At 69.0% G+C, this 22,474-nt stretch carries 20 protein-coding genes and 1 tRNA gene; 12 read left to right on the forward strand and 9 right to left on the reverse strand.

What is annotated here, in order from left to right:
- Positions 1 to 183: 183 nt before the first annotated feature.
- The 7 genes from AB0M47_RS19905 to AB0M47_RS19935 all read left to right on the forward strand — a co-directional run bounded on the left by AB0M47_RS19905 (position 184) and on the right by AB0M47_RS19935 (position 7,397).
- Positions 184 to 963 (forward strand): DUF4230 domain-containing protein, encoded by a 780-nt coding sequence (locus AB0M47_RS19905; RefSeq protein WP_363415510.1) that lies wholly within the window; start codon positions 184 to 186, stop codon positions 961 to 963.
- A 155-nt stretch (positions 964 to 1,118) separates the two neighbouring features.
- Positions 1,119 to 2,486 (forward strand): L-serine ammonia-lyase, encoded by a 1,368-nt coding sequence (locus AB0M47_RS19910; RefSeq protein WP_363415512.1) that lies wholly within the window; start codon positions 1,119 to 1,121, stop codon positions 2,484 to 2,486.
- Positions 2,487 to 2,566: 80 nt separating this feature from the next.
- On the forward strand, positions 2,567 to 3,376 hold the full coding sequence (locus AB0M47_RS19915; protein WP_363415515.1) for an ABC transporter permease: 810 nt from the start codon (positions 2,567 to 2,569) through the stop codon (positions 3,374 to 3,376).
- Positions 3,377 to 3,380: 4 nt separating this feature from the next.
- Entirely contained in the window at positions 3,381 to 4,151 is a 771-nt protein-coding gene (locus tag AB0M47_RS19920; RefSeq protein ID WP_363415518.1) for an ABC transporter ATP-binding protein, read from the forward strand.
- Positions 4,152 to 4,200: 49 nt separating this feature from the next.
- Positions 4,201 to 5,202: a glycosyltransferase gene (locus AB0M47_RS19925; RefSeq protein ID WP_363415521.1), complete on the forward strand. Its 1,002-nt coding sequence runs from the start codon at positions 4,201 to 4,203 to the stop codon at positions 5,200 to 5,202.
- A gap of 115 nt (positions 5,203 to 5,317) precedes the next feature.
- Positions 5,318 to 6,625: an ABC transporter ATP-binding protein gene (locus AB0M47_RS19930; protein ID WP_363415580.1), complete on the forward strand. Its 1,308-nt coding sequence runs from the start codon at positions 5,318 to 5,320 to the stop codon at positions 6,623 to 6,625.
- 70 nt (positions 6,626 to 6,695) lie between these two features.
- The gene (locus AB0M47_RS19935; RefSeq protein WP_363415524.1) at positions 6,696 to 7,397 is read left to right on the forward strand and encodes an MBL fold metallo-hydrolase; all 702 of its coding nucleotides are present in this window, start codon (positions 6,696 to 6,698) and stop codon (positions 7,395 to 7,397) included.
- Between the two features lie 165 nt (positions 7,398 to 7,562).
- Here AB0M47_RS19935 and AB0M47_RS19940 read toward each other — a convergent pair whose 3' ends face one another.
- From AB0M47_RS19940 to AB0M47_RS19970, 7 genes are all read right to left on the reverse strand, one after another.
- Positions 7,563 to 8,966: a glycoside hydrolase family 16 protein gene (locus AB0M47_RS19940; protein WP_363415527.1), complete on the reverse strand. Its 1,404-nt coding sequence runs from the start codon at positions 8,964 to 8,966 to the stop codon at positions 7,563 to 7,565.
- 51 nt (positions 8,967 to 9,017) lie between these two features.
- Positions 9,018 to 9,458 carry a GNAT family N-acetyltransferase gene (locus AB0M47_RS19945; protein ID WP_363415530.1) on the reverse strand — a complete coding sequence of 147 codons (441 nt, stop codon included), beginning with the start codon at positions 9,456 to 9,458 and terminating at the stop codon, positions 9,018 to 9,020.
- Between the two features lie 7 nt (positions 9,459 to 9,465).
- Positions 9,466 to 10,698, reverse strand: a complete 1,233-nt coding sequence (locus AB0M47_RS19950; RefSeq protein ID WP_363415533.1) for an adenylosuccinate synthetase — start codon at positions 10,696 to 10,698, stop codon at positions 9,466 to 9,468.
- A complete protein-coding gene (locus AB0M47_RS19955) occupies positions 10,695 to 11,594 on the reverse strand; it encodes a hypothetical protein (protein WP_363415536.1) in 900 nt (299 codons plus the stop codon). Before AB0M47_RS19955 ends, AB0M47_RS19950 begins: the two co-directional genes overlap by 4 nt.
- Positions 11,595 to 11,733: 139 nt before the next feature.
- Positions 11,734 to 12,486: an NUDIX domain-containing protein gene (locus AB0M47_RS19960; protein ID WP_363415539.1), complete on the reverse strand. Its 753-nt coding sequence runs from the start codon at positions 12,484 to 12,486 to the stop codon at positions 11,734 to 11,736.
- A gap of 235 nt (positions 12,487 to 12,721) precedes the next feature.
- Positions 12,722 to 14,326, reverse strand: coding sequence for a hypothetical protein (locus tag AB0M47_RS19965; protein ID WP_363415542.1), 1,605 nt, complete (start codon positions 14,324 to 14,326; stop codon positions 12,722 to 12,724).
- A gap of 2 nt (positions 14,327 to 14,328) precedes the next feature.
- On the reverse strand, positions 14,329 to 15,192 hold the full coding sequence (locus tag AB0M47_RS19970; RefSeq protein ID WP_363415545.1) for a hypothetical protein: 864 nt from the start codon (positions 15,190 to 15,192) through the stop codon (positions 14,329 to 14,331).
- Positions 15,193 to 15,391: 199 nt separating this feature from the next.
- On the opposite strand from AB0M47_RS19970, the gene AB0M47_RS19975 reads away from it, so the two are divergent.
- Positions 15,392 to 16,063, forward strand: coding sequence for a hypothetical protein (locus tag AB0M47_RS19975; protein ID WP_363415548.1), 672 nt, complete (start codon positions 15,392 to 15,394; stop codon positions 16,061 to 16,063).
- 83 nt (positions 16,064 to 16,146) lie between these two features.
- Here the strand turns inward: AB0M47_RS19975 and AB0M47_RS19980 are convergent.
- Positions 16,147 to 16,222: transfer RNA gene (locus tag AB0M47_RS19980), tRNA-Arg, on the reverse strand.
- A 118-nt stretch (positions 16,223 to 16,340) separates the two neighbouring features.
- On the opposite strand from AB0M47_RS19980, the gene AB0M47_RS19985 reads away from it, so the two are divergent.
- The 4 genes from AB0M47_RS19985 (at position 16,341) to AB0M47_RS20000 (ending at position 21,102) form a co-directional block, all read left to right on the forward strand.
- On the forward strand, positions 16,341 to 17,669 hold the full coding sequence (locus AB0M47_RS19985; RefSeq protein WP_363415550.1) for an ATP-dependent 6-phosphofructokinase: 1,329 nt from the start codon (positions 16,341 to 16,343) through the stop codon (positions 17,667 to 17,669).
- 94 nt (positions 17,670 to 17,763) lie between these two features.
- Positions 17,764 to 18,357, forward strand: coding sequence for a hypothetical protein (locus AB0M47_RS19990; RefSeq protein ID WP_363415553.1), 594 nt, complete (start codon positions 17,764 to 17,766; stop codon positions 18,355 to 18,357).
- Positions 18,350 to 19,126: a hypothetical protein gene (locus AB0M47_RS19995; protein ID WP_363415556.1), complete on the forward strand. Its 777-nt coding sequence runs from the start codon at positions 18,350 to 18,352 to the stop codon at positions 19,124 to 19,126. The genes AB0M47_RS19990 and AB0M47_RS19995 overlap by 8 nt, the downstream gene beginning before the upstream one ends.
- Before the next feature lie 1,079 nt (positions 19,127 to 20,205).
- Entirely contained in the window at positions 20,206 to 21,102 is an 897-nt protein-coding gene (locus AB0M47_RS20000) for a hypothetical protein (RefSeq protein WP_363415559.1), read from the forward strand.
- Between the two features lie 7 nt (positions 21,103 to 21,109).
- Here AB0M47_RS20000 and AB0M47_RS20005 read toward each other — a convergent pair whose 3' ends face one another.
- On the reverse strand, positions 21,110 to 22,333 hold the full coding sequence (locus AB0M47_RS20005; protein WP_363415562.1) for a hypothetical protein: 1,224 nt from the start codon (positions 22,331 to 22,333) through the stop codon (positions 21,110 to 21,112).
- Between the last annotated feature and the right edge of the window lie 141 nt (positions 22,334 to 22,474).

Here is a 22,474-nt window from a genome sequence, read left to right on the forward strand (position 1 = left end):
TGACATCCGGTGACCAGCCGTTTAGCAGCGCGTCATTTCGGGCACCTCGTGCCCGTCCGCCCGGTCCGGTCGCCCCCCGGCCGGTCCGCGCGGATCAAGGGCTTTCGGCTGTCGTACGCGGGCCTTACCGTTTAGGGCAACACCGTCAGCCCGGTAGTGGACCGGTCTGGGAGGAGACGCGAGATGAGCGACGACCCGACCCATGGCGTGACCGCCGGGGAGCCTCTTGGGCGAGCCGCCAGGAGTGCGGTCGGCCAGGCCGAGCCGGACACCGAGGTGCTGCCCGGACCGCCTGGCCCGGCCTACATCCTCGAACCGCGTTCGTCCGGATTCGGCCGCAAGGTCTTCTGGTTCCTCATGATCGTCGGCTTGGGCGCGGTCGCCGTGCTCGGCCTCAACCTGACCGGGCTCCTGCCCGAGTTCCACAATCCGTTCGCCAAGCAGACGGTCGTCAAGCAGCAGCCCCCGCTGCTCATCTCGATCAAGGATCTGAGCCGGTTCGTCGCCGCCGAGGGCGAGTTCCAGGTGGTCATCGACTTGAAGAAGGACCGCAAGTACGTTCCGGACTTCCTGGTCAACGACCGGGTCCTCTATGTGGCGTACGGGACCGTCCAGGCGTATGTCGAGTTCGGGACGCTTTCCGACAAGGCCATCCTGCAGGACGACGAGAAGAAGACGGTGAAGATCACCCTGCCCGGTCCGCAGCTGGAACAGCCGCATCTCGATCTCGGCCGCAGCTATGCCTTCGCCGAGGAGCGTGGCCTGTTCAACCGGGTCGGCGACTTCTTCGACGGCGACACCAGCCGCCAGCAGGAGGTGATGGTGCTCGCCGAGCAGAAGCTGGGTGAGGCCGCCACCGCGAGCGAATTGAAGCAGCGCGCGGAGAACAACACGCGCGCGATGCTCACCGGCATGATGCGCTCGCTGGGCTACACCGCCACCGTCGAGTTCGCCAACGCCTGACGGGTTCGTCGCGCTGATCTTCCGGGCGTGACAGCCGGCACTTCGGTCCAGGAGACAAGCGCTCACGCGGACGGCCGCCCCCGGCCGGGCACAGTAGGCTGGGGGCCGCCGGGAACGAGCACGACGAGGTGCGGTCTCGGCCTCGGAGGAGTGTTGTGATCAGCGTTTTCGACCTGTTCAAGGTCGGCATAGGGCCGTCCAGCTCGCATACGGTGGGGCCGATGCGGGCCGCCCGGACGTTCGTGGCCGGGCTCAAGGCCGACGGCGTACTCGCCGACGTGGCCTCGATCCAGGCGGAACTCTTCGGCTCGCTGGGTGCGACCGGCCATGGCCACGGCAGCGACAAGGCGGTGCTCCTCGGGCTGGCCGGGGAGGACCCGGAGACCGTCGACACCCAGACCGCCGACGAGCGGGCCGGCGTCATGCGGGCGGCCGGGCGGGTCGCCCTGCTGGGCGTCCACGACGCCACCGTCGAGCTGACCCTGCACCGGCGGCGGGCGCTGCCCTATCACCCCAACGGCATGACCTTCGCCGCCCGGGACGCGGCGGGTGCGGTCCTGCGTAGCCGCACGTACTACTCCGTGGGTGGCGGATTCGTGGTCGACGAGGCGGCGGCCGGGGCCGACCGGATCAAGGCGGACGACACCCCCGTGCGCTATCCCTTCAGCACCGGCGCCGAGCTGCTGGCCCACACCCGCGAGACCGGCCTGCGGATCAGCGACGTGATGCTCGCCAATGAGCTGTCCTGGCGCTCCGAGGCCGACGTCCGGGCCGGTCTGCTGCACATCTGGCAGGTGATGGCCGACTGCGTCGAGGCCGGCTGCACCCAGGAGGGCACCCTGCCCGGCGGGCTCAAGGTCCGCCGCCGTGCCGCCGAGCTGCGTCGCCAGCTTCAGTCGGAAGTCGGCCGGTTGGGCATGACCGATCCGCTACGCGTCATGGACTGGGTGACGCTGTTCGCCCTGGCCGTGAACGAGGAGAACGCGGGCGGCGGCCGGGTTGTGACCGCACCCACGAACGGAGCCGCCGGCATCGTTCCGGCGGTGTTGCACTATTACGCCCGGTTCGTCCCCGCGGCCGACGACGACGGCATCATTCGCTTCCTGCTCACCGCGGGCGCGGTCGGCGTCCTGTTCAAGGAGAACGCCTCGATCTCCGGCGCCGAGGTCGGCTGCCAGGGCGAGGTCGGCTCGGCCTGCTCGATGGCGGCGGCCGGGCTGGCCGAGGTGATGGGCGGGTCGCCCGCGCAGGTGGAAAACGCCGCCGAAATCGCTATGGAACACAACCTCGGTCTGACCTGCGATCCTGTGGGTGGTCTGGTGCAGATCCCCTGCATCGAGCGGAACGCCGTCGCCAGTGTGAAGGCGATCACAGCGGTCCGCCTGGCCCTTCGGGGTGACGGGAACCATTACGTCAGCCTCGACAAGGTGATCAAGACAATGCGGGAGACCGGAGCCGATATGAAGGTGAAGTACAAGGAGACCGCTCGCGGTGGCCTTGCGGTCAACGTCATCGAGTGCTGACCGTGGGTCTATCCGAGCGGGAGAGCGCTGTTACCCTTGCGCCCACAGTCTTTGAGGATGATGACGCCGGGAGGTCCTGGGTGAGTACGAGCGTGGCCGGGGTCTGGGGCCATCGCAGCACGCTGCGTGTGCTCGTGCAGCGGGATCTGGCCGTCAAGTACCAGCAGTCGGTGCTGGGATACCTGTGGTCGTTGATCGAGCCGCTGTCGATGGGCCTGATCTATTGGTTCGTCTTCGGTGTGCTCTACGGCAGCCGCAGCACCTTCGAGGGTGCGTCCTACCCGCTGTTCATCCTTTCCGGCATCTTCGCCTGGCAGTGGTTCAGCAGCGCGTTGTCGGAGTCGACGACCGCGCTCACCGCGCAGGCCCGCCTGATCACGACGATCAAGGTGCCGCGCGAGATCTTCCCGCTCGGCCGGGTCACCGGCCGGTTCGCCGAGTACCTCGCGGGCATTCCGGTGCTGATCGCAGCGGCGATCATCTTCCACGGTCACGTCACGTGGCGTACGGCGGTGGGCATCCCGCTCGCCGTGGTGCTCCAGTTCATCCTGCTGACCGGCGTCGCGCTGCTGCTCAGCGGCCTCAACGTGATGCTCCCGGACGTCGAGCGGTTCATCCGGCTCGCGCAGCGGATCCTGCTCTACGCCGCGCCGGTGATCTACCCCCTCGAGAAGGTCGTCAACAGCAACGACGTCCCCGAGTGGGTGAAGATCCTCTACCAGGCCAATCCGCTGGTCGGGATCATGCAGCTCCAGCATTCCGCGTGGTTCCCGCAGGAGTGGCCGTCGCTCGGGCTGCTGCTCTCCTGCGCCGCCGGGTGCACCCTCGTTCTTCTCCTCGGCTGGTGGACGTTCCACAAGCTTGAGCCCTCGGTTCTCAAGGAGCTGTGACCCCGTGAGCGAACCCATCATCAGCGCCCGGAACCTCGGCGTACGGTTCGTCAAAGGTCGCCGTCGCAACCTTCAGGTTCGCGAGCTGGTCTTCCACGGCCGCAAGCGCGACATCCACAAGGGTGTGGAAGGCGAGTTCTGGCCGCTGCGGAAGCTCTCCTTCGACATCAAGCCGGGTGAGGCCGTCGGGGTCATCGGCAAGAACGGCACCGGCAAGAGCACCCTGCTGAAGCTGATCGCCGGGGTGCTCATCCCGGACGAGGGCAACATCCGCGTACGCGGACGGGTGGCGCCGCTGCTGGAGCTGTCGGCCGGCTTCTCCAACGACCTGACCGGCCGGGAGAACCTGAACCTGGTGGGTTCCCTGCACGGGCTGAGCAAGCAAGAACTGGCCTCGAAGTTCGACGAGATCGTGGACTTCGCCGGGGAGCAGGTCGCGAAGTCGATCGACTCGCCGGTGCGTCACTACTCCTCGGGCATGAAGGTCCGGTTGGGCTTCTCGATCATCTCCCAGTTGCAGCACCCGATCCTGCTGGTGGACGAGGTCATGGCGGTCGGCGACGCCGAGTTCCGGGCCAAGTGCTACGGCACGATGCAGCGGCTGCTCGCCGAGGGCCGGACGATGGTGCTGGTCTCGCACAACGAGGCCGACCTCACCGGCTTCTGCACCCGCGGGCTGTTCCTCGACCGCGGCGAGCTGCGCGTCGACGGCACCGTGGAGCAGGCGCTGGAGGCGTACAAGGGCGGACCGGTGCCGGCTCCGGCCGTGGCCTGATCTGTCGCGATTCATCCGATAATTCGCATGCGGCATGCGATGATGCAGCGTGCCGTTGCTGAGCGTCGTGGTGCCGGTCTACCGGGTCGAGGCGTACCTGAGGCAGTGCCTCGACTCGATTCTGCGATCGGCTCCGGAGGATCTCGAGCTGATCGTCGTGGACGACTGCTCGCCAGACGGCTCGGGTGACATCGCCGACGAGTACGCCGCCCGCGACCCTCGCGTACGCGTACGACATCTGACCGAGAATGTGGGCCTCGGCCGGGCCCGGAACGCGGGCCTGGACGAGGCGACCGGCGCTTTCGTCTGGTTCGTGGACAGCGACGACTGGCTGGCCGACGGGGCCATCGCCGCGGTGATCCGGCGCCTGACCGCCGACTCGGCGCTCGACATGCTGATCGTCGACTTCGCCCGGTACGCCGAAGACACCCGGACGAGCCGGCGCAGCGCCATGGCGCGGGCGTTGGCGCGCTCGCCGGGGCCGGCGGTGTTCTCGGCGGTGGAGCGGCCATCGGTCGTCGGGCTGCTGCACGTGGCCTGGAACCGGGTCGTACGCCGCCAGTTCCTCCTCGACCAGGGGCTGCGCTTCCACCCGGGCCTGTACGAGGACGTGTCCTGGACGTATCCGGCGGTGCTCGCCGCACGCCGGATCGCCTTCCTCGACGAGGTCTGTGTCTATTACCGACTGCGCGAGGGCGCGATCACGTCCACCGGCGGAGCCCGCCATCTCGGCATGATCCACCACTGGGAGCTGGTCTTCGCGGCCGTGCCGGCGGACCATCCGTTGCGGCCGGTCCTCTTCGAACAGTCGATGCGGCAGGGCATCGCCGTCCTCGGCAACGAGACCAGAGTGCCCGATGCCCGGCTACGCAGGGAGTTCTTCCTCCGGCTGGCCGCCTTCCAGCACCGGTACGCGCCACCGGGATGGGCCCCGCCGGGCGGTCGAATCCATCAGATCAAATACGTTCTGTTGGCCAAGCGGCTGTACCCGGTTTATTCGGCGCTGCGATGGGGGTACAAGGCCGCCCGGCGACAGGACCCCTCTTTCTAGCTGCTGCGTAACGGCGCCAATACGGGCTGAACATCAAACGTTTACCCGATGTACTGACCGAGAGGTTTTCGTCACAGTTACGAGACTTGCGGCCGGAACAGTGTGGGAGGTGACGGTGACTACCGTCGCGCTCAAGGACGTGACCAAGGTCTTCCCGGATGGGACGGTCGCGGTCGACAATGTGAATCTGGACGTGGCTGACGGGGAGTTCATGGTCCTCCTCGGTCCGTCCGGCTGTGGCAAGTCCACGGTCCTGCGCATGGTTGCCGGGCTGGAGGACCCGTCGAGCGGCGCGATCATGCTCGACGGCGTGCTGGCGAACCAGCTCGCGCCGCGTGACCGGCGGATCGCCATGGTGTTCCAGGACTTCGCGCTCTACCCGCACATGACCGTCGGGGACAACATCGGCTTCCCGCTGCGACTGTCCGGTGTGGAGCCCCAGCCGAGGCAGGAGCGGGTCGCCGACGTCGCCGCCGCGCTCGGCATCGGTGACGTGCTCGCCCGCAAGCCCAGCCAGCTCTCCGGCGGCCAGCGGCAGCGGGTGGCGATGGGACGGGCCATCGTCCGCCGCCCAGGCCTCTTCCTGATGGACGAGCCGCTGTCCAATCTGGACAGTGGACTGCGCGCCGAGCTGCGGGCGGAGATCTCCGGTCTGGTCCACGAGCTGGGCGTCAGCACCATCTACGTCACGCACGACCAGGCCGAGGCGCTGACCATGGCCGACCGCGTCGCCATCATGCGCAAGGGCGTGCTGCAGGACGTCGGCACCCCGACCCAGGTCTACGGCAAGCCGGCGACCCTCTACGTCGCGGCGTTCCTCGGCAGCCCCCGGATGAACCTGCTGGAGGCGTCGGTCTACGTCCACCTGGACCGCTACGTCCAGCTGAACCTCGGCGAGCAGTCGCTTTATCTGCGGTGGGACGACATTCGCGCCCGCGCGGTGTCGCATTACCACGGTGAGCGCATCGTCGTCGGCGTACGGGCGGAGGCGCTGATGCCGGTCGCCCCGGATACCCCCGGCGACGTGCTCCAGGGCCGCATCCGCTACCTCGAACACCACGGCCACGAGTCGCTGGCCTTCGTGGACATCGGCGCCACCGCCGTCGTCATCGACGAACTGGGCGGCGCTCCCGCCGAAGGCACGGACGAGAACGGCAACCGGGGTCTGCGCCGCTTCGGCCACGTCCTCAGCCGGCTCAGCGGCCGCGTGACGCCCCGTGACCCGGCCGCCACGACGGCGGTCGCCGAGCGTACGAGCGTCCTCAGCGACGGCCGCCACCACCGCCGCCCCGCCGAGTTGGCGGTCCGGCTCGCGCCGTACCCACAGGTGACGAACGGTCATCCACTGGCGGTGTCGGTGCGGATGGAGGCGCTGCACTTCTTCGACGAGCGGGGCGACCGGATCGACATCGGCCGTCGCTGACCTCCCGGCAGGTCGTCCGCCGGCAGCGTAGCCGGTGGGCGATCGGCCGGAAACGGGGCAAGATCAAGCGATGCGCTTGACCGTCGTCGGCTGCTCCGGCTCGATCCCCGGCCCGAACTCGGCCTGTTCCAGTTACCTGCTGGAGCGGGAGGGCTTCCGGCTGCTGCTTGACGCGGGCACGGGTTCGGCCGGCCCGCTGCTGCGATACACCGATCCGGGCGCGCTCGACGCCGTCTTCATCTCGCACTCGCACGGCGACCACTCGGACGACCTGTTCGCGATCGGGTACCACAAGGAACGGTTCCACCCGGAGGCGCCGCCGATCCCGGTCTACGGTCCGGACACGCTGCGGATCTGGCAGCACGACGCCGACGCGGAGCTGCGGCGCGTACCGGAGGCGTTGGCCACGACCCGGATCGGTCCGTTCACGGTGCGGCTCGCTCCAGTCCGCCACACTCGCGAAACCTGGGCGATCCGCGTCGACGACCGGTTCTGCTACACCGCCGACTCCGAGCCCTGCGCCGAGCTGGAGGAGCTGGCGGCCGGCTGCGACGTCGTGCTCGCCGAGGCCGCCGGGTTCGACGCGGAGCCGGAGAAGGGCCATCTGAGCGCGGGCGACGCCGGGCGCCTGGCCACGTCGGCCAGCGCGCGACTGCTGGTCATCACGCACCTCCGGCCGTGGCACGATCCGGTCGCGCTGCTCGCGGAGGCCGCGGCCCACGCGCGATGCCCGGTGGTCGCCGCGACCCCCGGTCTCCGTCTCTCCCTCTAACCGCCACTTGTACGCCCTCCGCCCCCGCCCGTACGTCCCCGTTGATCATGGAGTTTCCGGTTGCGACACACCGGTGAGACCACAGTTAACTCCATGATCAACGGGGTTGGGGGTGAGTGGGTGGGTGGGGGTGGGTGGGTTGGGGGTGGGCTGGGGGTGGGTGGGTTAGTGGCCGAATGAGATCCAGTTGACGTTGACGAAGTCGGCGGGCTGGCCGCTGCTGAAGGTCAGGTAGACGTTGTGCGTACCGGTGACGGCGGTGATGTTGGCCGGCACCGTGGACCACGTCTGCCAGCCGCCGGTGTTGGCGAGCGCGAACGACCCGATCGGGGCGTTGGACAGGCTGTCGAGGCGTACCTGGACCAGGCCGCTCACGCCACCGGCGGCGCCGCTGGCCACGCGTCCGTAGAACTGCGTCGCCGGAGTGCTGCCGAAGTTGACGTTCTGGTACAGCGCCCAGTCGCCGTTGGTGACGTACGACAGGTTCTGCCCGCCGCCGGTGTCGGTGCACGCCTCCAGCTGCGTACCGCTCTGGGAGTTGTAGGACTCGGCCTGAATCGTCGAGTACGCGTCGCGCGTACCGCCTCCGGTGGTGGGAGACGGAGTCGGGGAGCTCGTCGAGCCGCTGCCGGCCTTGCTGTAGACGGCGACGTAGTCGACCTTCATCGGGATGCCCGAGACGGTGGCCGAGGTGGGACCGCCGCCGAACGCAGCTGGGAAGCCGCCGCCCATCGCGACGTTCAGGATGACGTAATAGCCGTGGTTGGTGGCGTTCGTCCAGGTCGTGGCGTCGACCTGGTTGGCGTTGACGGTGTGGAACTGGACGCCGTCGAGGTACCACCGCATCTGCTGCGGGCTGGTGCTGCGGTCCCACTCGACGCGGTAGGTGTGGAAGTCCGCCTGGCAGGTGGTGGGGGAGCAGGCCCGTTGGCCGCCGATGCCGCTGGTCTCGTTGCACGGACCGCCCGGCGTCGTACCACAGTGGAGAGTCGCCCACTCGTTGTTGATCCCGTTGACGTTCTCCATGATGTCGATCTCGCCGATGCTCGGCCAGTTCCAGTAGTTCCCGCGATACGGGGCGCCCAGCATCCAGAACGCCGGCCAGTAGCCGAGCGCCGAGTTGCCGGTGACGTTGGGCAGCTGAATCCGGGCCTCGACCCGCAGTACGCCGTTGGACGGCGGCTGGAAGTCGGAGCGGATGGTCTCGATCCGGCCGGAGGTCCAGTTCCCGGCGCTGTCCCGGACCGGGGTGATCAGTAGGTTCCCCGAGCCGTCCAGCCGGACGTTCGTGGTGCTGGAGGTCATCGTCTCGACCTCGCCGGTGCCGAAGTTGGCCGGCCCGCCGGGATAGCTCGTTCCGGTGGTGTACTGCCAGTTCGCCGTGTTGACGCCGGCACCGGCGCTGCCGGTGAAGTCGTCGGCGAAGACCTGGGTCCATCCGCTGGGGGTGGACGGGAGGGCGGCGTTGGCGCCGAGCGTACCGGCGAACGCGGCGGCCGCGGTGAGGCCGAGGGCGACGGCCGCGACCAGCAGCCGCCGGGGCGAGGAGTTCCGTGAGAGCGCTCTCATGGACGTATAGATAACCCCGGCGTTACACAAACGTCAATACTTCGATACTGCCTACAAGGCGCGGGAGAAGACCATCATGTCCTTGCCCGGCCCGTCGTACCCGGCGACGGGGCCGCGTACGGCGAAACCCATGCGCTGGTGGAAGGCGATCGACCCGGCGTTGACGGGCGCGGTGATCGCCCCGGCCCGCGTACGCCCGTCGGCCCGGGCCAGTTCGAAGAAGCGCTCGTAGAGGAGACGGCCGAGCCCGGTGCTCCGCACCGCCGGGTTGACCCCGACGAAGTGGATGTACGCGTCCTCGGCCGACGAGGGCGACAGGATGCCGATGAGAAACCCGGCCAGTACGCCGTCCGACGTCGCGATCAGGCTCGTCCGATGGAAGTGGTCGAAGAACAGTCGAGGCAGCGAGCCGGCGATCGGGCGGCCCCACCAGTCGTCGACGACGGCGATGATCGGGTCGTAGTCCTCGGACCGGGCGGCGCGGATCTCCATCCCGCGATCATCCCCGCACGCGTTTGTCCTCCGCCGTCGGCCCCCACGACTCCAGGAGCACCGGCGCGTCCAACGCGGCCGCGATGGCGTCGGCCGAGGGGTGGTCGTCGAGCACCGGAGCGGCCGTGAACAGCTGCGCCGTGAGCTTCTCCTGGTACGCCAAGTCCCCGAACTCGCCCAGCGCGATCCGTTCGCCGGTCTCGTAGGCCGGGCACATCCGCAGTTCGGGCGTACGCGCGGCGACGTCGAGGTGGGTGACGGCCAGGCCGTCCACGCCGCCGCAGACCTCCACGGCGTACCGGTGGGCGACGGCGTCGAAGTGACCGACCCGGAACCCGCCCTGCCAGCGACCGTCCGTGTTGTACACGTCCGGCAGCGCGGCGGTCAGGTGCGCGTCCTCGGTCACCATCGGGCCCGGCCCGTGCCGAGTCGTGTACGCGCGGACGACGCCGAGCCGGCGAGCCTGTTCGCCGGCCTCGTCCAGCAGCATCGTCGCGTTGTCGAAGGTCGTCGTCGACCAGGTGGTGTAGGGATGCCAGCCCCGCCATTCGTCGAGCAGCACGCCCTGCGCGCCTTCGAAGACGCACGGCCCGGCGGCCAGCAGCTCCGCGCCGTAGGGGCCATCCATAATCGACACAGTGCGACCGAAGTCCTCGTAGGCGGTCGCCACGTCCTCGACCGGCACGTCGTACCCCAAGTCGCCCAGCTCAGTGCTCAGCTCTTTGCGTACCAGCTGGAAAACGCGACGGAGCCGCGCCGGATCGCGGACGTCACCCACCCGCGGCGCGTCGGGATGCGCGAGACTGTAGGCCATCACCTCGCCCACCCCGACCCCGCACGAACCGTGACGCTCGCCGCCTCGCCGGGTTTCGCGCAGGCGATTGGCCGCGCGGTGCCACGGCGTCGCGAGCAACGCGCGTTCGTCGACGGTCAATCTCTCCCATGTTGGTACGCCCAACGCCGCGAGATGCCGTTCCTCCATCGCGAGCAGCACCGGGTCGACGACCATGAAGCGGGAGAGATGCGTCCGCACGCCCGGCCGGAACGAGCCCGAGCCGAACTGGGAGAAGGTGTGGTGGCGCCCGTCGGACGCCACCACGTTGTGGGCGGCCTGCGCGCCCCCGTTGAACCGGATGACCGCGAAGACCGGTTCGTTCGCGCAGAGCCAGTCCACGACCGTGCCCTTACCGGCGTCGCCGTAGCCGAGATCGACGACCACCGTGTGCCGGGCGTCGATCACAGGCGGACCACTCGGGACAGCGCGCGGCCGACGACGTACCCGGCCCCCGAGCCGACCTCGGCCAGGTCGCCGAGACCCTGGTCCAGGCTGATGGCCCGCTCGCCGAGACCCACGGTGAGCGCGATGGTCTCGCACACGGCGTCGAGGTCGTCCAGCTCGATGACGTTCTGCCCGAGCAGCCGCCGCCAGTAGCCGAGGATCTGGCGATCCCCGGCGTAGTTCGTGCCGGCCGGGAGGATGTAGTAGACGTCGTAGCTCTGCTGCAGCTCGGCCACGATGGACTCGGTCCGGATCGGGCCGGGCAGGCGATCGCCGATCACCCGGCTGACCTCAGCCGGACTGACCTCGGGGTACGCCATCTCGTCGCCGATGATGAACAGGTAACCACGCCGCCCCCGCCGCCGGAAGCAGTCGATGTCGGTGTGGCGCGCCATGAAGTACATGGCCAGCTCGTAGGACTCGGTGCGCTGACCGCCCCCGCCGCCTTCGAGCACGATGCGGCCGAGGTCGTCGTCCATCCGGTTGTCCGATTCGAACTGCCCGACCTGGAGCGGTACGCGATCGCAGGTGGCGTCGCCGATCGCCCCGAACATGAGTTGCGGGTCGGTGGCGTAACCCTTGCGGACCAGCAGCTCGAAGAGATCCGGCAGCTTCGTCTGCAACGTGCGGGGCACGTGCCTCATCGACCCGGTGACGTCGAAGAGCACCGTGATCGCCGTCGACCGGGGGTGCTCGGCGCTGTCCCGGCTCTCCCGCAGCCGGGCCTGCCGTGGATCCAGCCGGGGATGCACCGTCCGCGCACCGCTGTCGCTGTACGCGAAGGCGCTCTCGCCGGAGGCCGCCCGGTATCGTTCCCCGGCCTGGTAGACGTCGGTGGACCAGCGTCCGCTTCCCATCTCGTTCCCCTTCCCGGTTATTCCTGTGTGGCTGCTTGTCTTGTGGCCGCTTGTCTTGTGGCTGCTTGCTTCGTGATCGCTTGCTTCGCGGCCGGGTTCGCCGCTGGTCGGTGCACGCCGTCGTCGCCCGGTGCCGGCGTTATCGGACGTCGTCTTCGCTAGCGGGGCGTAGCAGTGCGGGGTGTAGCAGGCGGGCGTCGCCGGCCCGGTAGAGGCGGGCGCGCGGACCACCGCGTTCACCACCGCGCTCGGTCGTGGCACCCGTGCTCTCCACGAAGCCGGGCACCGAGAGGACCTTGCGGTGGAAGTTGCCGGCGTGCAGGTCCTCGCCCCAGACCGCGGAGTACACCGCGCGCAGTTCGGCGACGGTGAACTCGGAGCCGACGAAAGCCGTCGCCAGCGGCGTGTACTCCAACTTCGACCGAGCGCGTTCGAGCCCGGCCGCCAGGATCTCGTCGTGATCGAAGGCCAGCCCGGAAACCTCGTCCACCGGGAACCAGCCGGCCGCGGCGGCGTCGCCGCCCGAACGCGGATCCGGCAGGCTCGGCGCGAACGCCAGGTACGCCACCGACACGACCCGCATCCGGGGATCGCGGCCGGGATCGCCGAACGTGCCCAGCTGCTCCAGATGGACCCGCCGCATGGCGTCCTGCTCCGGCGTCAGACCCGTCTCCTCGGCGAGTTCCCGCCGCGCCGCCGCGTCGAGCGTCTCCTCGCGGACGAAGCCGCCCGGCAACGCCTTTTGGCCCGCGTATGGATGTTCGCCGCGCTCGATGAGCAGGACGTGGAGCCGACCTTCGCGGATCGTCAGAGCCACGACGTCCACTGTCACCGCCGTTGCCGGAAAGGCCCGGGGGTCGTATGCGTCGAGGTACTCACGTTCGGAGGTCATGCTCGCCCTGTCTTTCTCTTGTTGAGATTAACTCACTCTGAGAACAACATACCCCCGGCCGTCTCCCCTCCGCAAGACGCTTTCTCTTCCTGCCGCTTCCCTGCCGGTCCGCTTCCACGTCGGCCCGCTTCCCTGCAGATCACGGTTGTGCATGCTTCCGCAGGCCGATTTGGCCTGCGTAACCGTGATCTGCAGCTTTCCCGCCGGCTGCGGGGCGTGGGCGCGGGGTGGGGGGTTAGCGGCGGAGGCGGCGGCGGGCTTTGCGCAACGCCGACAGCGGCCCGGTGACGACCCGGCCGATCATGAACGTGACCGATCGGCGCAGGTCGGCCAGCTGGCGGTCCCGCTTCGCGACCAGTTCCTCGAGGAACGTGGCCTGTGCCTGGGCCTCGGCGAGGGCGGTGGTCAGCCGCGCGACGGTGGCCAAGGCCTCCCGCTGCCCCTCTGGAGCAGTGCTCTCGCCGGTCGGTTCGCCCAGCGCCGCAGCGATCTCAGCGTCCAGGTCGGCTGCGGCGCGTACGTCGTCGGGGGTGATCGTCAGTCCGGCGGTCGCCGCCAGCGTGATCGTCAGCCGTTCGACGGAGACTCCGACCGGCCACGGGTTCTCGTACGCCCCGGACCGCAGTCGCTGGGCGAACCGCAGGAACGCCCGTGTCGCCGCCGTTTCGGCCGTCGGTTCGGTGGTGCTCGCCCAGCTGGGGTCGAACAGCTCCAGCCCGTCGCCGGTGTCGACGACGTTGTCCAGGGTCGCCCCGATCCGCCCGTCGCGCGTACGCAGCCAGGCCACGTATCGGGTGAGCAGCGTGCGTACCGTCGCGAGGTCGTGCTGGCCGCACGCGTCGAGGAGGACGTCTTCGGCCAGTGGCCCGGCGCTCACCCGGCCGGCGAGCAGCTCCGGCGATCGGGTGAACCCGTTCTTCGTCCGCTGGACCGGCTCGCCGGCGGGTTCGCGGTGCCAGCCGTCGGCGTCGGCCCGGAGGACCTGGACGACGGCGAAGTCGGGCGCGAACGGGCGGTCCGCGTACGCCGTCGCCACGGGCGCCGAACCGGTCGGTGTCCCGGTGTGGCCGACGAACAGCCACGCCGGGGCGAGTTCGCAGCCCAGTCCGGCCCGGATCGCGTCCCGGACGAGGCGACGCGGATCGGTGACAACGGGATGGTCCGGCGACCAGGTCCAGGCCGAGGTGATCAGGCCGCTGAGCTCCTCGGTGAGCGCCGCTCGCTCGACGACGGCCGTCGGTGCGTCCAGCCCCGGGAACAGCCCCAACGTCCGGACGTCGGCCAGGTCGAGCGTCGCCAGCGCATCGCCCAGGCCGGTGACCGGGCGCGAAGCCGTGCCGGTGGGCCAGTCGTCGTTCGAGGCGCGTACGCCGGAGCGCGGGTCGGCGATGCGGTCGACGCCGAAGGGATTGGCGACCACGACGGCGAGCGTGCCGCCCGGCCGGAGCGTACGCCGCAGCGCAGCGACCGCGTCCGGCCAGCTCAGCACGTGTTCGGGTGTGTTCAGTCGGGCGATCCCGCCGAGCGCAAGGACGGCGTCGTAGCCCGTCTCGCCGAACATGTTCAGGCTGCCATTGTGGACGGTCACCGGCAGCCCGGCGTACGCCGTCTGCGCGGTCTCGGCATCGGTGTGGCCGCGGAGCAGGAGGTCGACGTGCGTACCGGTCGCCACCAGCGAGCGGATCAGCTCCTCGTCGTCATTCCCGGCGAACAGAACGCGTCCGCCCGGCGTGATCAGGTCCCGGATCGCCTGGCTGAGCACAGCCGTCGAACCCGGCCGGTCGGCGGGCGGCTCCGTCCAGTCGAGCATCTCCTCACCAGCGAGGTTGACCGCGTCCACCTTCAGTCCCTCCGGTCGGTTCGCTGATGCGGCACCTCGGCGGTGCCGGAGTCGGGCAGCGCCCAGCCGCAGACGTCGGCGAGTTCGGCCGGGCTCAGGAGCCGGCTCAAGCCGAGTTCCTCGTCGGCCACCGCAGTGGCGGCCTCCCGATCCACGAACGTCGCGTGCATCTGCGGCCAAGTACGCCGGATGCGGGCGTTCCCGCCGTAGATCGGATGCTCGTTCTCGATGAGCATCTCGTCGCCGTAGATGCCGACCTCGCAGCCCACGCTCGCGCCGTAGAGCACCGCCGTCGCCAGCCGGTTGGACACCACCCGCCGATGCCGGCGCAGCTCGTGAAGCTGATTGCGCAGCATCGCGTTGCTGCCGCGGTCGAACCCGCCGGTGCGGTACCCGTGACAGATGACGCGGAACCCGGCCTTCTCGTACGCCCGCCGGATCTCCGGCTGCTCGTACTCCAGCCAATAGAGCGCGGCCGTGACCGGGCCGTCCTCGGTCTCGCGTACCTCACGGGCGAGCTTCTCGTGATCGCCGGTCACCGACTGCGACGGGATGCCGTGGAACGGATAGAAGATGGTGCCCGCGCGTTCCTGCGGCTCGCCCGGCTCCACCCGCAACAAGTACGCCCACGGCGACCCGATGACGCGATAATTCCGATCGCCGTAGCGCCACCCGCGCCGCATCGGCCGAGCCGACCAGACCAGCTTCGTCGCCCCCGGCATCAGCGGCGTCCGGATGCCGAACCCGTTGTGCACGTTCCACCCGTGCTGCAGGTATCCGTCGATGCGTGGCGCGCGGCCCGAACCCAGTCCCGCGTACTCAGCGAGGAACTGAGAATGGCCGTACCAATGGTTCTGCGAGTGCATCGACTTCTTTCACGGCGGCGGGGAGTCAGGGCGCTCCCAGCGTACCGGCTGGGCCGAAAAAGCCGGCTGCCCACAGATCAAAACGGTCACGCGGACCGAACGTGGACGAAACCGCATCGCCAGGAGCCCGTTATCTGACCGGCCAGCTCCGTGATCATGTTCCTCGCTGTGGGACCGCCACGGCGCATATTCTTCGCACATGATCACCGGTGTGCTCTGTCTCGCCGTTCTCGGCGGATGGTGCGTGATGTGGTGGTTAGTACTCACACCCAGCGCGCGGATCACGTTCCCTCGGCGAGCGCACCCGAACGCCAAGCGGTCTTTCCGCAACCGATTCACATTCGCGGTCGGCGTTTGCGGATGGATCTTCGTCGGCGTCCTCGAGCTCGTCTTGGGCGGCGCTGCGGACACGATTCCGTTCCACGGCATCGCCCTTCTCGCGGTGATCTCATCCCTCTTCGCATACCTCTGTGCGATCGTGACGATGTTCCCCGTAGTCCGTCTGACCCCGCGTCACCTGGTCGTCCGGAATCCCGGCCGGAATCACTGCATCCCCTGGTCAGCAGTGCGGGAGGTCAGGTGGCAGGACGGCTTTGACGTCGTCGTCGATGGCATGCCGGAACCGCTCCACTCGGCAGCTTTCCAGCGATCACTGGCCGGGCAGGTGGCAGGGCATCCCAGCGCACGGAACGCAGCTGAGGAGATCGACGCGTTCCGTGCGGCCCAGGCGGCCGACGTTTTGGAAGCCGAGATTCGGGTGACTGTTCCGCTCTGGGCGCACCTCAAGTTGCTGGCTGGTGTGGTGCTTGTGTACTGGCTGATCCTGCCAGTGGGAGTGATGATGCTCGCAGCCGTTCCGACGCCGTCGTGAGCGCGCCCGCGGACGAACGGGCCTGAGTGCTAGATCAAAGAACCGCAGGCCAGAGGTCATCGTGCCGCTGGCCTGCGGCCTCCTGGTGGCCCCGGCGCGAATCGAACGCGCGACACCCGCTTTAGGAGAGCGGTGCTCTATCCCCTGAGCTACGAGGCCCTGCGCGTCGAGTCTACGGACCTTGGGCACCTTGGCGCGAGTCGGTATGCAACCGCAGTGTGAGACGCCCGCCGCCCAAGCATGACCAGGCGAAACGCGCTCACGTTAGGCTTTGCCGATGACCCCCGGGACTGCGGATCTCACGGTACGGACACTGGGCGAGTGCCGGATCGACTCGCCGCTGGTGGCGCTGCCCGCCGACGGGCCGACCACCGAGCACTACGTCCGCGAGGACGACCGGGTCCTCTTCGACGACACCCTGCAGATGGTCGCCGCCCGTGGCCTCGACTCGCGCGAGTTGCCGGGGTTCGAGCCGACCGGGCCGCGGCGCAAGATCTTCTTCCAGCCGTCGAAGACCAGGGTCGGCATCGTCACCTGCGGCGGCCTGTGCCCGGGCCTCAACGACGTCATCCGGGGGCTGGTCCGGGAGCTGAACGACCACTACGGGGTCAAGAAGATCTACGGCTTCCGCAACGGCTACCAGGGTTTCATCTCCAAGTACGGCCGGGAGGTCGTGGAGCTGACTCCGCAGAGCGTCAGCGGGATCAACGAGTACGGCGGCACCATTCTCGGCACCTCGCGGGGCGAGCAGGACGCTGACGAGATCGTCGACTGCCTCGAACACATGAGCATCAACGTGTTGTTCGTGATCGGCGGCGACGGTTCGATGCGGGGCGCGCTGCGGATCGCCGACACCGTTCAGGAGCGCAATCTCAAGATCGCGGTGGTCGGCGTGCCGAAGACCATCGACAACGACATCCCGTACATCGATCAGTCCTTCGGCTTCCAGACCGCGTTCGCGAAGGCGACCGAATCGATCCGCGGGGCCAGCGTCGAGGCGCGGGCGGTGCCGAACGGCGTCGGACTGGTGCACGTCATGGGCCGGCACTCGGGGTTCATCGCCTGCTACGCGGCACTGGCCAACAACGACGCGGACTACGTCCTCATCCCCGAGGTTCCGTTCGAACTGGACGGTGAGAACGGCTTCCTGGCGCATCTGCGCCGCCGGGTCGAGCGCCGCGGCCGGGCCGTCGTGGTGGCGGCCGAAGGGGCAGGCCAGGAGTTCCTGGCCGACGCGACCCATCCCGGGCATGACGCCTCGGGCAACCGGCGGCTACGCGACATCGGGCAGTTCCTCCGGCACCGCATCGCGGACCACTTCGCCGAGCACGGGCTCGAGATGAACATGAAGTACATCGACCCCAGCTACGCCATCCGCAGTGTCCCCGCCAACCCGTACGACAGCGTCCACTGCATCCGGTTGGCGCACGCCGCCGTCCATGCCGCGATGGCCGGGCGTACGGCGATGGTCGTCGGGCGCTGGCGCGGCCGGTTCGTGCACGTGCCGATCTCGCTCGCGATCAGCAAGCGCAATCAGGTCGACCCGCATGGCGACCTGTGGATGTCTGTGCTGGAGGCGACCGGTCAGCCCCGTACCTTCGGCTAGGTCCATGTCGCGCGGGGTACCTATACTTCGACCCGCGCCGTAGGTGTGGGTGGTCGCAAGCTCTGGGGAGGGCATCGGTGGCATGAGTGGAGTCATGGGCAGGGTCGCCCGCGCACCGATGCAGTGGTTCCTCTACCTGGTGGGCGGGCTCGCGCTCGCGGTGTCCGCGGCCTTCGGCGGCTTCGCGCCGGTCAAGCAGGCGGAACCGGTGCTCAAGGTGGGCGAGGTCAATGCGGGCACGCCGTGGAATGTCAAGATCACAAGTGTACGCCTGGTGGGCAGCCTGGAACCGCAGGTGAGACTGAAGGATTCGGCGGACCATTGGCTGGCCGTCGTCGCGGAGGTCGAGATCACCGACGTCGTGAGCCGGCGCGACATCCGCGACATCATTCTGGTCAAGGACGTTCCAGGCATCCTTCACTACGAGTTCAACGGCGACGGTCCCGAGTTCGCCCGCGAGGTCGTCGTGACCAGCGACGGCACCAGGGTCGAGGCGCTGCATCCGGGACTCACCGAGAAGGTCGCCTTCCTCTGGGAAGTCAAGCCCGACACCGTGCCCACCCAGGTCGAGGTGGAGATCTGGGGCAAGACGCATCGGAAGAGTTCCCTCACGGACATGATGGAGTGGCTGGACCACGTCCCACGTGCGGCATTGACCGCGCCGGTGGAGGACAAGCGCAATGGCTGACGGCACATCCTCGACGCCCCCGGTCTTCCGCCGGCTGGGCACCGGCGCTCTGGTGCTCGCCGCCCTCGCGATCGGCGGGGTGATCAGCAATTACAAGCCCAGCCCGGAGACGCAGCAGCGCCCATACATCACCAGCGGCGGCACTGATCAGACCGTCCACACTCGATCGTTCGACGCCAGGTTCCTCGGCGTACGCGGCGGCGAGGCGATCGGCTCCGGCGGCATCCTGCATGAGAGCAAGGGCGTCTGGGTCATCGTCAAAGTACGGCTGACGGCGAACCACGAAGCCACCCGGATCTTCTACGCCGCCCTGCGCGACGGAGACGAGCGCACCTTCATCGCCAGCGGCCGGGTCACCCAGAACGCACTGGGCGGCCGGAATCTGCAACCGGGCATCCCGGTCGACATGGAGTTCGCCTTCGAGGTCCCGACCGAGGTGCCGCTGAAACTCGCCCTGCGGCTCGCCACCGACTCCCTGGATCAACGGATGGACGGGATGGCCGAGCTCGACCTGCCGATCAGCCGGGACGACCTGACGAAGTGGCAGACCGACAAGAACCCGATGACGATCGCGCGGCCGGTCCTGGCCGGGGCGAGCTCGAGCCCGACGCCCCAGCCGACCCAGCCGACCGGGACGGCCACGCCTAGCGCGACGTCGAGCCCCAGTGCCACGTCCAGCCCCAAGGCGACGTCGAGCCCGAAAGCCACGACGAGTCCCCGCGTGACTCCGCGGGTGACGTCGAGTCCCACCGTGAGGAGCAGCTCATGACCGAGCAGTGGGATCCGCAAGGCAACCCGGTGCCGCCCCCGCCGGCCCAGCATTCCGCGCCAGGCCAGCCCGGGTCGCACGCGCAGCCGGGCCAGCCTGTGCCGGGCCAGCCGCAGGGTTATTCGCAGACCTATTCGTCGCCCGGCCAGTCGGGGTACTCGACGCAGCCCGGTTACTCGGCTCAACCCGGGTATCCGCCTCAAACTGGGAATCCGGCTCAGTCCGGTTATCCGGCGGCCGCTGCCGCCCCTGGCACTGCAGCATCCGGCTATTCTGCGCCCGCCGGTCGGCCTGCGCAGTCCGGCAACCCAGCGCAGCCCGGCAACCCAGCGCAGGCGGGGTACACGCCGCAGGCTGGTTACGGCCAGTCGGCTTACGGCCAGCCCGCGCAGCCCGCTCAGTCCGCCCAGCCGGCTCAGCCGGCTCCTGGTGGGGCAGCCCAGTCTGGTTACGGTCAGTCTGCTTACGGGCAGCCGGCTCACGGCCAGCCTGCTCAGTCCGCCCAGCCTGCCTATGGCCAGCCCGCGCAGCCAGCGCAGCATGGCCAGCCGACTTACGGCCAGCCTGCCCAGGCCGCTTACGGCCAGCCGGCTCGGCCGGGACAGACGACTGCTGGCCAGCCGGGGCAACCCGCGTATGGTCAGCCCGCCCAGGCCGCTCAGCCTGCCTATGGCCAGCATGGTCAGCCCGCGCAGCACGGTCAGCCCGCGCAGCATGGTCAGTCGGCTCATGGCCAGCCGGGCCAGCTCGGGCAGCCGGGGCAAGCTGCCTATGGCCAGCCCGCACAGCATGGGCAGCCGACATATGCCCAGCCGAGCCAATCGGTGCAGCCCGGCCAGCCCGCTTACGGTGCGCCCGCCCAGCCTGCGCAGCATGGCCAGCCGGCTTATGGCCAGCCGAGCCAGCCGAGCCAGGCGGCCCAGCCCGGCCAGCCCGCCTACGGCGCACCCGGCCAGCCTGCTTATGGTGCGCAAATTCCGGCGGCGCAACCGGGTCAGCCTGGGCAGCCGGGTTATGCACAGCCGGCCTATGGCCAGTCCGCTTACGGCCAGCCGGCGCAATCTGGACAGGCATCGTCGGTGGGCTATGCCCAGCCTGGCTATGGGCAGCCGAGCCAGCCGGCGCAGCCCGGGCAGCCGGACTACGGGCAGCCGTCCTACGGCCAGCCGGGTCAAGCAGCGCAGCCGGGGGCTCCTGGGTTCGTACCGCCGCCGGGCTTCGGCGCGCCGGGCCAGCCGGGACTGCCGGGCCAGCCGGGACAGGTTGCGGGCTACCCGATGCGCCCTGGGCAACCTGGAATGCAGACCCAAAGCCAGGTTCCGCCACAGTCGCCGGTCGTCCAGGGCCGCTCGGCCCGGCCGGGTTGGTGGCGGCGCAACATCTTCGGCGTCCTGCTGCTCGTTCCGGCGCTGGTGCTGACGGCCGTGGAGCCGGTCATCAGCAACTACGAGACGCTGTGGACACGTCGGGAACGGGTCCCCGCCCAGGTGGCCGAGGGCGCTTGGGCGAGCTACGGCGGCGTACGCGTTCGTCTGGTCGAGGTGGCAGAGGAGAAGGATCTTCCCGCGTACGGCGGACAGCGCAAGCCGGCCCCGACCGGGATGCGGGTCGTCCGGGTGGTGCTGGCGTTCGAAGGGCCGGGCACGGCGCTCAGCCTGTGCAAGCTCACCTTGCTGTCCACCACCGGCGACGAGTACGCCGCCCGCCCGGACGAGTTGAGCGGCGCCAGCCTCGGCTACGACCCGTGTTCGGTCGAGGAGGCGATCGAGCCCGTTGACCAGGTGGGGACGTCGACGAGCGCGTCACCGTCCGCTACGGCGACGCAGGCAGTGGCGAACCCGACTCCGAGCGTCGACCCCAGTGCGAACCACCAGTGGCGGACCGAGACCTACTTCGTCATGCCGCTGGACGCGTACCCGGGCAAGGTGCACCTCTCGCTCAGCACTCTGCTGCCCGACTACCTGGTCCTCAACTAGCTGATCCTCAGCTAGCCTCGCGCGAGCGCAGGATCCGGTCGGTCGCCGCGCCGAGCAGGCAGATCAGCAGGACGAAGCGGATCGCGGTGTTGATCGGCGACAGCAGGTACGACAGGGGCCACCAGACCTCCTGGAGATCGTGCGGGCCGATGAGGAACCGTTCGAGTTCCCAGAGGCCGGCGTCCACCGACTGAAGCAGCACGAAGACCAGGCAGAACAGCAGCATAGGCCGCAGACCGGCCTTGGCCAGCATCCGCAGGCTGCCGAGGAGCGGGCCGAAGCGCTTCTGCAACTCGGCGTTGAGCGGGTTCGCGATGGATTTGACCACGGGCAGGGTGTTGATGCGCCGGGCTGTCGCGGTGAGGATGCGCTCGTCGGTGAGCTTCGGTTCGTCGATGGTGCGGCCGTAGACGACCGCGCCCATGGTGAGCCACGCGATCGGGGCGAGGAAGACCAGATCGGCGTTCTCCCAGAGGAGGCGGGACCACTCGCTGAGGATGCTGGCGATCTGGGTGCCGGGCAGCTTCTCCAGCGCGTCGTGGAACCAGGTGCCGACTTGGCGCTTGCCGAACCAGTCGTCGAAGTTGGTACGCGAAGCGTTGACCCCCATGACCAGTGTCCCGACCCAGATGACCTCCACGTACGCCCCGATGATGACGGTCCAGCGCAGGGCCCGGCGCCGTCGTAGCCGTCCGAGGAGGAACCGGAGGACCACCGCGACCGCGACGACGGCGATGATCCCGACGGTCGGCGAGAACGGCAGATGGTCCAAAGTGGAGAACGGATCGTTCCGCCAGACCTCGTACGCGAATCGCGTGAAGTCGTCCTTCATATACCCGTACGCCGAATAGATAGCCAGATACGGCACGGCGACGGAGCCGATGAAGTCGAGCAAGGTCGGCGGGCGCTCGCCGGTGCTCCCGAAGGTCGGCGGATCGGCGTCGAGGTGCGGCAGCGAGGCGCGTACCACCCGAAGCATGTAGACCAGCGACGTCAGGGTCGCGAGCGGCGCGAGGACGATCACCAGCAGCCCGAGGGTGCTGTTGACCAGAGCGGCCTTGACCGCGCCTTCGAGGATCAGGTCGTGGGCGGCGACACCGGTCAGCGCCAGGGTGATCAGCACCGGCCAGTGCCGTCCGAAGACGACGCCCGCCTGGCGTAGCACCCAGAGGCTGTCGGCGAGCGCCGCGAACCTACGGGAACGAGGGGCCTCGTACGCGATCGCGGACATGGCGGTCAGAGTAGCGAACGCCGACGACACCGATCCGCCCGCCAGTCAGCGCAGTCCACCCGTTGATCATGGGGTATCCGGGTTCGACACACCGACGACACCACAGTTAACTCCATGATCAACGAGGAGGGCGGGGGGTGG

This window comes from Hamadaea sp. NPDC051192 (assembly GCF_040682475.1).
Classification (GTDB): Bacteria; Actinomycetota; Actinomycetes; order Mycobacteriales; family Micromonosporaceae; genus Hamadaea; species Hamadaea flava.

Excerpts from the sequence above, each read along its gene's own strand:
- AB0M47_RS20005 (WP_363415562.1), bottom strand. The coding sequence starts at position 22,333 with ATGTCCGCGATCGCGTACGAGGCCCCTCGTTCCCGTAGGTTCGCGGCG.
- AB0M47_RS19990 (WP_363415553.1), top strand. The coding sequence starts at position 17,764 with ATGGGCAGGGTCGCCCGCGCACCGATGCAGTGGTTCCTCTACCTGGTG.
- AB0M47_RS19995 (WP_363415556.1), top strand. The coding sequence starts at position 18,350 with ATGGCTGACGGCACATCCTCGACGCCCCCGGTCTTCCGCCGGCTGGGC.
- AB0M47_RS19975 (WP_363415548.1), top strand. The coding sequence starts at position 15,392 with ATGATCACCGGTGTGCTCTGTCTCGCCGTTCTCGGCGGATGGTGCGTG.
- AB0M47_RS19940 (WP_363415527.1), bottom strand. The coding sequence starts at position 8,966 with ATGAGAGCGCTCTCACGGAACTCCTCGCCCCGGCGGCTGCTGGTCGCG.
- AB0M47_RS19960 (WP_363415539.1), bottom strand. The coding sequence starts at position 12,486 with ATGACCTCCGAACGTGAGTACCTCGACGCATACGACCCCCGGGCCTTT.
- AB0M47_RS19945 (WP_363415530.1), bottom strand. The coding sequence starts at position 9,458 with ATGGAGATCCGCGCCGCCCGGTCCGAGGACTACGACCCGATCATCGCC.
- AB0M47_RS19905 (WP_363415510.1), top strand. The coding sequence starts at position 184 with ATGAGCGACGACCCGACCCATGGCGTGACCGCCGGGGAGCCTCTTGGG.
- AB0M47_RS19955 (WP_363415536.1), bottom strand. The coding sequence starts at position 11,594 with ATGGGAAGCGGACGCTGGTCCACCGACGTCTACCAGGCCGGGGAACGA.
- AB0M47_RS19985 (WP_363415550.1), top strand. The coding sequence starts at position 16,341 with ATGACCCCCGGGACTGCGGATCTCACGGTACGGACACTGGGCGAGTGC.
- AB0M47_RS19935 (WP_363415524.1), top strand. The coding sequence starts at position 6,696 with ATGCGCTTGACCGTCGTCGGCTGCTCCGGCTCGATCCCCGGCCCGAAC.
- AB0M47_RS19970 (WP_363415545.1), bottom strand. The coding sequence starts at position 15,192 with ATGCACTCGCAGAACCATTGGTACGGCCATTCTCAGTTCCTCGCTGAG.